The 13131-nt window shown below is 56.2% G+C and carries 11 protein-coding genes; all 11 read left to right on the forward strand.

What is annotated here, in order from left to right; translation table 11 throughout:
• The 11 genes from LOS79_RS27040 (at position 1) to LOS79_RS27090 (ending at position 13001) form a co-directional block, all read left to right on the forward strand.
• Entirely contained in the window at positions 1-786 is a 786-nt protein-coding gene (locus LOS79_RS27040; protein WP_315413748.1) for a carotenoid biosynthesis protein, read from the forward strand.
• The gene (locus LOS79_RS27045; RefSeq protein WP_315413749.1) at positions 755-1498 is read left to right on the forward strand and encodes a lysophospholipid acyltransferase family protein; all 744 of its coding nucleotides are present in this window, start codon (positions 755-757) and stop codon (positions 1496-1498) included. Before LOS79_RS27040 ends, LOS79_RS27045 begins: the two co-directional genes overlap by 32 nt.
• A complete protein-coding gene (locus LOS79_RS27050) occupies positions 1495-2652 on the forward strand; it encodes a glycosyltransferase family 2 protein (RefSeq protein WP_315413750.1) in 1158 nt (385 codons plus the stop codon). Before LOS79_RS27045 ends, LOS79_RS27050 begins: the two co-directional genes overlap by 4 nt.
• A complete protein-coding gene (locus LOS79_RS27055; protein ID WP_315413751.1) occupies positions 2649-4124 on the forward strand; it encodes a phytoene desaturase family protein in 1476 nt (491 codons plus the stop codon). The genes LOS79_RS27050 and LOS79_RS27055 overlap by 4 nt, the downstream gene beginning before the upstream one ends.
• A 139-nt stretch (positions 4125-4263) precedes the next feature.
• On the forward strand, positions 4264-5403 hold the full coding sequence (fni, locus tag LOS79_RS27060; RefSeq protein WP_397386698.1) for a type 2 isopentenyl-diphosphate Delta-isomerase: 1140 nt from the start codon (positions 4264-4266) through the stop codon (positions 5401-5403).
• A 42-nt stretch (positions 5404-5445) separates the two neighbouring features.
• Positions 5446-5916, forward strand: coding sequence for a GNAT family N-acetyltransferase (locus LOS79_RS27065; RefSeq protein WP_315413752.1), 471 nt, complete (start codon positions 5446-5448; stop codon positions 5914-5916).
• A gap of 241 nt (positions 5917-6157) precedes the next feature.
• On the forward strand, positions 6158-7258 hold the full coding sequence (ychF, locus tag LOS79_RS27070; RefSeq protein ID WP_315413753.1) for a redox-regulated ATPase YchF: 1101 nt from the start codon (positions 6158-6160) through the stop codon (positions 7256-7258).
• Between the two features lie 220 nt (positions 7259-7478).
• Entirely contained in the window at positions 7479-8546 is a 1068-nt protein-coding gene (gene prfA / locus LOS79_RS27075) for a peptide chain release factor 1 (RefSeq protein WP_315413754.1), read from the forward strand.
• Between the two features lie 4 nt (positions 8547-8550).
• The gene (locus tag LOS79_RS27080; RefSeq protein WP_397386699.1) at positions 8551-9633 is read left to right on the forward strand and encodes a N5-glutamine methyltransferase family protein; all 1083 of its coding nucleotides are present in this window, start codon (positions 8551-8553) and stop codon (positions 9631-9633) included.
• A 752-nt stretch (positions 9634-10385) separates the two neighbouring features.
• Positions 10386-11570 carry an FtsW/RodA/SpoVE family cell cycle protein gene (locus LOS79_RS27085; protein ID WP_315413755.1) on the forward strand — a complete coding sequence of 395 codons (1185 nt, stop codon included), beginning with the start codon at positions 10386-10388 and terminating at the stop codon, positions 11568-11570.
• Between the two features lie 234 nt (positions 11571-11804).
• Positions 11805-13001, forward strand: coding sequence for an FtsW/RodA/SpoVE family cell cycle protein (locus tag LOS79_RS27090; protein WP_315413756.1), 1197 nt, complete (start codon positions 11805-11807; stop codon positions 12999-13001).
• Positions 13002-13131 lie beyond the last annotated feature (130 nt).

The following is a 13131-nucleotide window of genomic DNA, read 5'->3' on the forward strand; positions in this document are numbered from 1 at the left end:
ATGATCAGAACCCTTTTTTGGATCTGGTATACCATCGGCGCTCTGCTGCTGATCTGGTTCGGGATTCCGGAAAGCCTGCGTTTCTCTAGCGGTTTGTTTCTCGTGTTCTATGCAGCGTATGCCATGGATTTACTATCGAAGGGTGAGGCCCGGCCTTTCATGTCTGACTGGTCAGTCAGTAAAGAGGGCTTCCGGTGCAATATCCCTATCTGGTACGCTGCCGGCCTGATTTGGCTTGGAGGAATGGCTGTCGAATGGGTGGGGGTTCATACCGGAAAACTGTTTGGGGAATATAGTTACTCTACCGTACTTGGGCCTTTGTTATCCGGCGTACCGGTTACGCTCGGTTTCGCCTGGATCGCGGTAGTGTGTAACGCTGCACTAATCAGCTATGATTTCGGACTGCGCGGCCTACGCCTGCGGCTGCTGAGGGCGGCGCAGGTCGGCTGCTGGACAGTGCTGCTGGATCTGGTGCTTGACCCGGTGGCCCATGCCAGGGGCTTCTGGAACTGGGAAGGCGGCGGGGGCTTCTATTATGTGCCCTGGAGCAATTTCGGCGGCTGGCTGATTGCCGGTGCCGCCTTGTCTCTGCTGTTACCGGCTGTACCCGTTACCCGTACCGCTGCCCGCCGGGGGACGCGCCTATATCAGGCCGTATTGATTTTGTTTGGCCTCATAAGCCTTACAGAGGGCTTACCGGTCTGTGCAATTATCGCCGGAGCGGGCAGCGCTCTGGCTGAAGGGAGCTTGCGTTATGCTGGAGGCCGCCAAGTCGGGAAGCTTTGACCGCTTGTTCTACCGCTATAATTCACTTTACTTGCTGCGCAGGCATTTTCATTCCATTGGAATCAGCGGAGAATTGCAGCCCCCGGCGGCCGCAGGCAGAGGCATCTTCTACCTGATGAACCACAGCTCGTGGTGGGATGGCCTGCTCGCATACCATGCAGCAGGGAAGCTGCCCGGAAGCAGGCATTATTTCATGATGGAAGAGGAGCAGCTGCGCAAATATGCCTTCTTCCGGAGGCTTGGCGCTTATTCCATTAACCCTGGCAGTCCGGGAGATTCGCGGGCTTCCCTGCGTTATACGGCCGGGCTGCTGCAGGCGGGAGAGCGGGTCTGGATGTATCCGGAAGGTGAAATTCTGCCGCTGGAGCACCGTCCGCTGAGCTTGAAAGAAGGGGCTGCCCTGGTTCTACGGCTCAGTCCGCAGGCTGCCGTAGTGCCGGTAACGCTGTATCACGGCTTGTTCCGTCATACCAAACCGGAGGCAACCCTGCTGGCTGGTGATCCGCTGATCTTCCCTTGGGCGGGGATGGAACGTGCAGATATTGCCCGCAGACTTGAGGCTGTTCTCAGTGAACAGCTGGAGGCGCACCGCAGCAGGATTGTTAATAATCGGGGCTATATGCCGGCCGAATTCAAGCCGCTCCTTAGGAAGGGGAGGTCAACCCATGAATGGTATGATCTCCTGCGGCGGGGCGGGAGGAGCCAGTCATGATCATCGTCTTGCAGATTATAACCGGTATGCTGCTGCTCCAGCTGCTGTTTGCGTTATGGAATGCAGCGCAGCTGCCGAAGCTGGGGGCTGGAGCGGACCAGAGTGTTCCAGAAGCGCTCCCGGTGAAGGCCGCTCCAGAAGGACGGCGCTTGTCGGTGCTGATTCCCGCCCGGAATGAGGCGCATAATATTGCCAATTGTCTTTCCTCAGTGCTGGCCTGCAGCAAGGGCGGAATCGGACCGGAGATTATCGTGCTGGATGATTCCTCATCAGACGGAACCGGGGCGGTTGCTGCTGCGGCCGGGGGAGTAAGAGTGCAGGTTCTGCAGGGTCAGGAGCTGCCGGAAGGCTGGCTGGGCAAATCCCATGCCTGCGCTCAGCTCGCCAAGGCAGCAGAAGGCGAATGGCTGCTGTTTCTGGATGCCGATGTCCGCCTGCAGCCGCCCGCTCTGCAGGCTGCCCTCTCCACGGCCTATGCCCAGGGAGGCGGCATGGTCACGGGATTTCCCCGGCAGGATACCGGGACATGGCTGGAGCGGCTGGTTGTTCCCCTGATGGTCTTTACAGTTATCTGCCATCTGCCGGTTCCGCTCGTCCGCGGTTCAAGGGACCCGCGTTTTGTTGCGGCCCACGGCGGCTTCATTCTGATCCACCGGGACTGCTACGCCCGCTGCGGTGGCCATGAAGCGATCCGCAGTGAACTGGTGGATGACATGGCACTGGCGCGGGCGGTGAAGCGGGCGGGAGAGCCTGTGTGCCTCGCAGATATTACAGACTACGTAAGGGTGAGGATGTACCGCAGCGCAGGCGAAGTATGGAACGGCTACCGCAAAAATATTTACGCCGGCACCGGCCGCAGCCCCCTGCTGCTTCTGGCTGTACTTATAATGTACTTCTTATTCTACCTGCTGCCGCCGGCAGCAGTTCTGTATTATTGCCTGACCGGGCAGCCGGGCGCTGCACTTCTGCCGGCGGCGGCTGTGCTAACCGGGATTGCCATCAAGCGGATCAGTGATGCTGCCGGCAGACAGCCGGTCTGGTTCTGCTTCCTTCTGCCGGCCGGCATATTCTGCTTATCTCTGATTGCAGCAGCATCCTGGCGCGGAAGCGGGTCCCGCCGGGGCTACGAATGGAAAGGAAGGCGTTATTCATGAAACCGAAAGCTGTAATTATCGGTGCCGGCTTCGGGGGGCTGTCCTGTGCGGTAACACTGGCCGTCAAAGGCTGGGAAGTAACTGTGCTGGAACGGCAGGAGCAGCCGGGCGGCAAGCTGCAGCGGGTAGAGGCGGGAGGATACATGTTCGACCGTGGCCCGAGTACCATTACCATGCCGCATGCTTTCCGCTCACTGTATGAGCTTGCCGGAACCCGCATGGAGAAGTACGTGCAGCTGTATGAGCTGGAGCCGCGCACGCGGAATGTGTTTGCTGACGGCAAGACCGTCGACTTCTCGCGGAATACCGGGGCGATGCAGGAGCAGATTGCCGCCTACAGCTCACGCGACGCTGCGCGGTACCCGGAGTTTCTGGCCGAAGCGGCACAGCTGTACCGGCTCAGCGAGAAGCAGTTTCTGAACAGGCTGCTGCTGTCCTGGAGGGATAAACTATCACCGTCCCTCGCGCGGGATTTGCTGCGCACAAGGCCCTTTGTCAGTCTGCATGCCTTGCTGCTAAGGTATTTCAGCCATCCGAATACCCTGGCTATGCTGGGCCGTTATGCCACCTATGTCGGCTCCTCGCCCTACCTTGCCCCTTCGATATTTGCCATGCTTGGACACGTGGAGATTATGGAGGGGGTATACGGTGTCAGGGGCGGAACCTATGAGCTAATCAGAGGCTTAACTGCACTGGCCCGTGAACTGGGCGTTCAGCTGGTTACAGGCACGGAGGTTACCCGGATTTCAGTCGTATCCGGTGCTGTGGAAGGCGTCGATACGGCGCAGGGATTCTATCCGGCGGCGACAGTCATCGCTGGCGGTGATGTGCTGAGCATGAACCGGATGCTGCTGCCCGAAGCGGACCGTCCGCGGATGACGAACCGCCGGATCGAGGCCTATGAGCCCTCCCTGTCAGGCTTGATAACGCTGGCGGGAGTGCCGCGCACCTATGCCGGTCTGCTGCATCATACCGTATTTTTTCCTGAGCATTATGAGCAGGAATTCAAGGATATCTTTGAGCATAAACGCCCTCCGCAGCAGCCTGCGGTCTATGTATGCCACTCGGGCTACTCCGAGCCCGGGCTGGCGCCGCCTGGCGGCAGCAATCTATTTATACTGGCTAATGCGCCGTACTTGAGTCCTGCCTGTGACTGGAGCGAAGAAGCTTCCGAATACGGGGAACGTGTACTGTCGGTGCTGGAGGGTCATGGCATTACAGGTCTGTCCGGAGCGGATGTCCTGCAGCGCTATACCCCGCAGGATATATCCGCTGATACTTTGGCCCACCGCGGGGCCATCTACGGCATATCCTCAAATTCAGTCCGGCAAACCTTCTTCCGCCCCGCCAACCGCTCGAAGGATGTTAAAGGGCTTTGGTATGTGGGCGGAACGACGCATCCCGGCGGCGGGACCCCGGTAGTGTCATTATCGGGAAGGCTGGTAGGTGAATTTATTGCCGGCCTGCGTTAAAATCAGCGTGAATCCGCCTGCTGGCAACGGTTAGGCGGTCTTGTGCTATAATGAAATGTACTTGCGCTTAAACAGCAGATTAGTGGCGCCTCTCGCTACCCGACATATATAAATAAAGGTTAGAACGGAGGAAGACAGCATGAATCAGATGCCGCAGGACGGTGAGCTGCAGAATTCAGGGAAGCAGCCGGACACACGCGCGGAGTCAGAGCCGCAGGCTGCCGGCGCTTCAGGCCATAAATCCCTGCTGCCTGACTCCAGAACAGGGGAACGGAAGATTGAGCATGTACGCCTCTGCCTGAACGAAGATGTGGCGGCAAGCGGAATCACGACCGGCTTCGAGCAGTACCGCTTCCGGCATAATGCGCTGCCGGAGCTGAACTTTGCAGACATCTCGCTGAGCGCGGAATTTCTCGGGCGGGAGCTGCGCACACCGCTGCTGATCAGCTCCATGACCGGCGGGAGCCAGGCTACCGGGCATATTAATGCCCGGCTCGCCGAAGCGGCAGAGCGCCGGGGCTGGGCGCTTGGTGTCGGATCGGTCCGGGCCGCTGTTGAGCGTGCGGAGCTGGCTTCCACCTTCCAGGTGCGTGACAAGGCTCCTACAATTCCGGTGATTGCCAACGTCGGGGCGGTACAGCTCTCTTACGGCTTTGGTGTGGACGAATGCCGCCGGGCTGTGGAGATTGCCGGAGCGGACTGGCTGGTACTGCATCTGAACGGCTTGCAGGAGGTGTTCCAGCCGGAGGGGGATACCGGCTTCGCCTCGCTGCTTGAGCGGATAGCGGAGCTATGCCGGAAGCTCGAAGTGCCGGTCGGCGTGAAAGAGGTCGGCTGGGGCATCGACGGAGAAACTGCCGGCCTGCTGTATCAGGCCGGCGCTTCCTTTATCGACGTCGCCGGAGCGGGCGGTACCTCCTGGAGCCAGGTGGAGAAGTTCCGCAGCAGCGACCCGGTGCGGCGTGCAGCGGCGGAAGCTTTCGCGGACTGGGGCATTCCGACGGCGGAATGCATTGCCGAGGTGCGGGCAGCCGCTCCTCAAGGCGCACTTATCGGCAGCGGCGGGCTGAAGCACGGCGTAGATGCTGCGAAGGCGCTGGCGCTTGGCGCCGATCTGGCCGGCTTCGGGCGGAATCTGCTCGGCCCGGCAGTGGCATCCGAGGAAGCGCTGGATCAGGCGCTGGCCCAGGCGGAGCTTGAGCTGCGGACGGTGATGTTCGGCATTGGCGCACCTGATATTAAGGCACTGCGCGGAACCCGCCGCCTGGTCCGGAAGTAAGAGCAAGCTGATGATTACGGAAGTAGAGGAAGGGCTAAAATCATGATCAGACTGGTCCAGATGGACGAATCCGCATTTCAATTTTTTTTAAAGCAATCGACCCGTGATTACGCTGAGGACAAAATCAAAGCCGGGACCTGGGATGCCGAGACAGCCATGCAGCTGTCCAAGGATGCGATGACGCGCTTCCTGCCCAAAGGGCTCTACACAGAGGGGGCATATCTCTACTCCGTAGTGGAAGCGGAGAGCGGGGCCCAGGCTGGTTACATCTGGTTTAATATGAGTGAAAGCCGGGGCATCCGCGAAGCGTTTATTTATGATTTTTACATTTTTGAGCCGTTTCAGAGCAAAGGCTACGGCAAGCAGGCACTGGCGCTGCTGGACGAGGAAGCCCGCAAGATGAATGTGACCAGGATCGGGCTGCATGTTTTTGGACAGAATGACCGTGCTTTCGAGCTGTATAAGAAGATGGGCTTTACCGTTACGGATATTACGATGTCAAAGACGCTTTAGGTGCGGGTCCGGAAATAGCGGTATATTAAGACACTATGTGGTTTTTTACATCATTTGCAGAGTTCTGGGGTCCCCGGAAAGTATCTGATTAATCATCGAGGTTAAAGCTCCACTTTATGGGGCGGCGTCCCCTTGACATCCGCTGTTGCTGGTGGTTTTGTTCTAATATATAATGGTTTAGATCAGAGCGGTAATTCAGGCGTTGATTAATTCAACCGAAAATAGGAGTTGTCATATAAAAATGGCTTTGAAAGCTGGTATTGTTGGACTTCCAAATGTTGGTAAATCGACATTATTTAATGCTATAACGCAAGCAGGGGCAGAATCAGCCAACTATCCTTTCTGCACGATCGATCCGAACGTGGGTGTTGTAGAAGTTCCGGACGAGCGTCTGGATAAGCTGGTGGAGCTGGTGCAGCCGAACAAGACGGTTCCGACTGCCTTTGAATTCGTAGATATTGCCGGACTTGTGCGCGGCGCGAGCAAGGGAGAAGGCCTTGGCAACAAATTCCTGGCCCATATCCGTGAGGTGGACGCGATTGTTCATGTCGTACGCTGCTTCGTGGATGAGAATGTTACCCATGTGGACGGCAAAGTGAACCCGATCAGTGACATCCAGACGATTAACCTGGAGCTGATTCTGGCTGACCTTGAAAGTGTGGAGAAGAAGATCGAGCGCTCCCGCAAAAATATCAAGGGCGGCGACAAGAAATTCGCTCAGGAAGTTGAAGTACTGGAGCGCGTCAAGGAAGCTCTGTATCTGGACCAGCCAGCGCGCAGCTTAGAATTGTCTGATGATGAGCGCCTGATTATCCGCGACCTCCACCTGCTCACACTGAAGCCGGTGCTGTATGCGGCAAATGTGGGTGAGGATGAAGTGGCGACTGCCGAAGAGAATCCTTATGTGAAGCAGGTCCGCGAGTTCGCTGCAGCGGAGAACGCTGAAGTTGTGCCGATCAGTGCCAAGGTAGAAGCGGAGATTGCGGAGCTGGAAGGCGAAGACAAGGCGATGTTCCTGGAAGAGCTGGGCCTGCAGGAGTCCGGGCTGAACCGTCTGATCAAAGCGGCTTACAAGCTGCTTGGCCTATACACCTACTTCACTGCAGGTGTACAGGAGGTCCGTGCCTGGACCATCCGCAAGGGAACCAAGGCTCCGGGAGCAGCCGGAGTCATTCATACCGACTTCGAACGCGGCTTCATCCGGGCCGAGGTTGTGGCCTATACCGATCTGGTAGCTGCAGGTTCGATGAACGGCGCCAAGGAACGCGGCCAGCTGCGGCTGGAAGGCAAGGAATATCTGGTGCAGGACGGCGATGTTATGCACTTCCGGTTCAATGTATAACGTATAACTGTTTTATTAATGAAGAATATTAGAGGGACCATCCAAGAGTAGTGTTTTTACTTGCTGGATGGTTTTTTTAAAAGATAAGAATTCCGGCTGCTTATATTGTAGCCAATTAGCATGAATGGTGGTATAATATAAAGTCGTATATCTATTTCTGTTGTATCAACAATTTGAAGTATTATAACTGAAGAAATTGAATCAGGAGAGGTGAATTCCCTTGTTGGACCGATTGCAATCATTGGCGGACCGCTATGAGAAACTCAGTGAACTGCTTTGTGACCCGGATGTTGCAAACGACAGTAAGAAACTGAGGGACTATTCCAAAGAACAATCTGACTTGCAGCCCGCCTTTGAGGCGTATAGCGAATATAAAAATGTTATGGAAGAGCTTGAAGCCGCCAAGATGATGCAGGCTGAGAAGCTTGATGATGAAATGAAGGAAATGGTCAAGATGGAGATCGAGGACCTGTCCTCACGCCAGACTGTGTTGGAGGAGAAGATCCGTCTGCTCCTGCTCCCTAAGGACCCTAATGATGATAAGAATGTAATCGTGGAAATCCGCGGCGCAGCCGGCGGGGATGAAGCGGCGTTATTCGCCTCCGACCTGTACCGGATGTATACCCGTTATGCCGACACCCAAGGCTGGCGCGTAGAGCTGATGGATGTCAACACGAACGATCTGGGCGGATTCAAGGAAGTGATTTTCCTGATCAACGGCCGCGGCGCTTACAGCAAAATGAAGTTCGAAAGCGGCGCGCACCGTGTGCAGCGTATCCCTACAACCGAATCCGGCGGACGTATTCATACTTCAACCTCTACCGTTGCGGTTATGCCGGAAGCGGAAGAATTCGAAATCGAAATTCACGATAAAGACATCCGTGTCGATACATTCTGCTCCAGCGGCGCCGGCGGCCAGTCGGTTAATACGACCAAGTCTGCCGTACGTGTAACCCACGTGCCTACCGGGATTGTGGCTACCTGTCAGGACGGCAAGTCCCAGAACTCCAATAAAGAGAAGGCGCTGCAGGTACTGCGCGCCCGGATCTCGGATCTGAAACGCCAGGAAGAGGAAGCCAAGTATTCCGGGGAACGGAAGAGCAAGGTGGGAACCGGGGACCGCAGTGAGCGTATCCGTACCTACAACTTCCCGCAGAGCCGTGTAACCGATCACCGGATCGGCCTTACCCTGCACCGTCTGGATCAGGTTATGAACGGGGATATCACCGAGATTATCTCGGCACTGTCGATTGCGGAACAAGCGGAATTGATGGAAAAAGGAGAATAATGCTTTGACACAGGACTCTTATGTCATGCCTCACCTGCAAAGCATCCGGGAAGCCTTTGCGGAGGCTTCTTCTTTTTTGGCCGGAGCCGGGGTGAGTGAACCGCAGCGCAGCAGCCAGCTGCTGCTGGAGCATCTGCTGGGCTTGTCAGGGGCGGCTTATTATATGGCGCTGGCTGATCCTTTTCCGCAGGCACGCAGAGCGGAGTGGGAGGCGCTGGTCACCCGCCGCGCCGCCGGTGAGCCTGCGCAGTATATTATAGGCGAGCAGGAATTCTACGGCCGCCCGTTTGAAGTGACGCCGGAGGTGCTGATTCCCCGCCCCGAGACGGAGCTGCTAGTTGAGGCGATTCTGCGCTACGGCGCGGAGCTGTGGCCGGACGGAACGGCGGCGGTGCGCGGCGCGGCCGGGCCTGGCGATAGCGATGGAGCTGCCCCGGAAGCAGGCGGGCTGACGGGTGGAACTGTCGCGGGCCGTGATGCGGCGGAATATGCGCGGGGCGGAGCCGCGCAAGCGGGCAGTATCGCTGCAGATACAGCAGCGGGAAGTAGTGCCGGAGCAGGCAACGCGCGCGCCGTGCGTCCGCTGACCGCCGTCGACATCGGCGCCGGCAGCGGAGCGATCTCCGTCACGCTGGCGGCCGAAGCGCCGGCGTGGCGGGTCTGCGCCGGCGACATCTCGCCCGGCGCGCTGGCCGTGGCCGGGCGCAATGCGCAGCGGCTCGGCGCGGCTGTGGACCTGCGGCTCGGCGACCTGCTGGAGCCGTTCGCGGGGATGGAGACGGATATACTCGTCTCCAACCCGCCGTATATCCCCGGCGGGGACATCGCCGGGCTGCAGCGCGAGGTGCGCGACCATGAGCCGCGCACGGCACTGGACGGCGGCGGGGACGGGCTTGATCCCTACCGCCGCATGATGGAGCAGCTGACGCTGCTCCCGGCGCCGCCGCGCCTCATCGGCTTCGAGCTCGGCCAGGGACAGGCCGGGCAGGTGGCCGGCCTGCTGCAGGCCGCCGGCCACTGGGGCGAGATCATCACCATTGAGGATCTCGCCGGGATTCCCCGGCATGTGCTGGGAATCGCGCGCTAGTGCCCTGTTACGCATCCGGGCAGGCTCAGCACTGCGGCGGATGGACTTTAAAGTTAGCAGCTGGCGCGCTGCGGTTGTTCCAAGTTCAGCTGGATTTTTGACATTTCACAGCGGGCTTCTGCGCGCTGTTTCGATAACAGACGGATTAATGGACCTGTGGCAAGAAGGTAGACGCTCTGGCAAGATTTCAGACGGTTAAACAAGCCTTTTCAGGTTAATTGCTTAGCGTTACGGACAGGAGAGGCGTTATGCCTGCGAATAACGCTTAGTGCCGGTCCTTGCGGACACCAGCGCCGTTATTTTGCCGGAAAAGTGGAGATAACGCATGAAAGGTAACAAATAAGGGCCGTGGTGTCCGTTACCCCGCCAAATAGGCTGATTATGAGCAGATAAGGGCTGTGGTGTCCGTTTAGCGAGCCGCAGTGGGCCCGGTTAAATGACATTAGCGGCATTTTGTCCTCTATGCTCCGCTCCAACACCACATTTCGCTTACATAGCGGGATGTTTCCCTCTATGTCCCGCGTTGGCGCCACATCCCAGCTCACTTGGCAGGGAAATTGGACATTTATTTCTGCACATATTGCCCGAATCCGCTTGCGGGGACGGAATGAAGTGCAGCCTCGCGGACATGGCGAATGATGAAATTGTATTTATGCTGCCCCTTCCTTTACAATAGCAATAACGGGACTTCTGCGCGCATGCGGTAACGGAGTGCTGTGAAGAAGAACCAGTACGGAGTAAGGAGACAGAGTATGCTTCAGAAGATTAAGAAGATAGACGGTATTATTGTGGTCATTCTTGCACTGCTGATGGTGGTCAGCATTTTCTCCATATACAGTGTTACCCACGGGCGTGACAAGCTGGACGGATCGCATATCAAAATGATCAAATTTTATATCCTGGGCTTCATTGCCTTTTTCGGGCTGACCTTCCTCGATTACCGCCTGCTCGTTAAGTATGCGCTGTATGTGTATATAACGGGTATCAGTATTCTGGTGCTGGTCAGCTTTATCGGTACGGAACAGAATGGTGCGCAGGGCTGGCTTAAATTCGGGGGCTTCAGTCTGCAGCCAGCAGAGATGTTCAAGATTATTCTGATTCTTTTCCTGGCTGCTGTACTTGTCCGTAAGAATAAGAACAGGCTGCTCTTCTGGAGGGATGTTGTGCCTCTGGGACTGATGAGCCTGCTGCCGTTTCTGATTGTAATCAGCCAGAATGACCTCGGGAATGCGCTCTCCTATATCGTGATTCTGGTTGGCCTGCTCTGGATCGGCAATATCAAGTTTACCCATGCGCTGATCGGGCTGCTGATTATAGGGGGCAGTGCGGCCGGGGCGATTATGAGCTACATCCATTATCATGATGAAATCAAGACGTTCCTGACAGATATCAACCGCTCGCACTGGGTTGAACGGTTTGATCCGTGGCTGGTTCCTGAAGCGGCTACGGCTAAGGCCAGCTATCATACCAAAAATGCCAAAATGGCCATCGCTTCCGGCGGGATGAGCGGCGAAGGGTACATGGAAGGCAGCTCGGTGCAGAGCGACCGTGTGCCGTATACCTACTCTGACTCTATCTTTGTACAAATTGCCGAGGAATTCGGCTTTGTCGGGTCGGCGCTGGTGCTGCTGCTGTACTTTATTCTGATACACCGGATGATACTGATAGCGCTGGAATCGAAGGACAGGGGCGGGCCGTTCCTCATAGTCGGGGTGGTCGCGATGATGCTGTATCAGATATTTGAGAATATCGGAGCCTTCATCGGCCTGATGCCGCTGACCGGAATCACCCTGCCGTTCATCAGCTTCGGCGGAACCTCGCTCCTGATCAATATGGCGAGCATCGGCCTGGTTATGAGCGTGCGGCTGCATGGCCAGGAGGTAGAGGAAGATCTGCCGAGTCCTGCTGGTTACGTTACTCCGGCCAAACAAAGTTAACAGCTCGTTGTAATCGTGATCTGTTGCATATAATACATTAGAATGCTCAGCTCCTGCATATTGAAGCTCCTCACTTATGAGGAGCTTTGTTTTTTTTAGGGGAAAAAACGGCACACAGGCTGAATTGGTATTAAGCTCTATTTTGCCTTACAATGGAAATTAGTGGATTCCGGCCCGGGATTGTCACTACTAAACGGGCGGGCATCTAATCCGGCGGATTAAGGAGCATATATCATGTTGCAGAGGATTAGACGGATCGACGGTTCCATTGTGCTGATTCTGTTCATGCTGATGGGTGTCAGTATTTTATCGATATACAGCGTGACCCACGGAAGAGGCGAGTTGGACGGTACACATATAAAGATGATCATATATTACGGACTGGGCTTTATTGCGTTTATGCTGCTGGCCCTGTTTGATTACCGCCTGATTGTCCGGTACGGGCTTTATATTTATATCCTCGGTATCGGTATTCTGCTGCTGGTCAGCCTGATCGGTAAGGTGAAGAACGGCGCGCAGGGATGGATAGGGATTGGAGACCTGAGCATTCAGCCGGCAGAGCTGTTTAAGCTGATTCTGATTATTTTTCTGACCACAGTACTCGTACGCAAAAATAGAAATCCGCTGCGTTTCTGGCGTGATGTGCTGCCGCTCGGCCTGATCGCCTTAATGCCCTTTGCACTGGTCATTATCCAGAACGATCTGGGCAATGCACTCAGCTATATCGTGATCCTGGTTGGGCTTTTGTGGATTGGAAATGTCAGGTTCTCCCACGCCCTGATTGGGCTGATTGTAGCGGGGGGCGCTGTGCTGGGCTTCATTCTGTGCTATATCAACTATCATGAGCAGACGGTAGATTTTATAGAGCAGACGCTGGGCAGGGATCACTTCGTCAGGCGCTTTGATCCTTGGCTGGTGCCGGACCTGGCAAGCAGTGATGCCAGCTATCAGACCAGAAATGCCAAGACGGCGATTGCCTCGGGCGGCCTGGGCGGGGAGGGATATCTGCAGGGAGGTACAGTGCAGAGCGACCGGGTGCCCTATCTGTACTCTGAATCAATCTTTGTGCAGATCGGCGAAGAGTTCGGCTTTCTGGGTTCGGCTGCGGTACTCATGCTCTTTTTCATTCTGATCCACAGGTTAATCCTCATTGCCCTCGATTGCAGGGACCGCGGCGGCCCCTTTCTGATTGTGGGAATTGTCGCGATGCTGCTCTATCAGATCCTGGAGAATATCGGGGCAATGATCGGTCTGATGCCGCTGACGGGAATTACGCTGCCGTTCATCAGCTACGGGGGGACATCCCTGTTGATCAATATGGCCTGTATGGGTATTGCCATGAGTGTAAGGCTGTACGGACAGGATGTGGACGATGGTCTGCCGCTGCCGTCCGGCGGAAATAAGGGTGAAGCCGCATTATTTAAACTATAAGTGCACCTATGCGCCTCTGCTTGAAAAATCATAGATTACTAGGTTTGCAGTCTCTCATTCCTGGACATACTGGGAGCATAAGAGTTTCAGAGGGAGAGGGGCTGCGGAAGATGGAGACAGGATTTTCGGG

This window comes from Paenibacillus sp. MMS20-IR301 (assembly GCF_032302195.1).
GTDB lineage: Bacteria > Bacillota > Bacilli > Paenibacillales > Paenibacillaceae > Paenibacillus_AQ.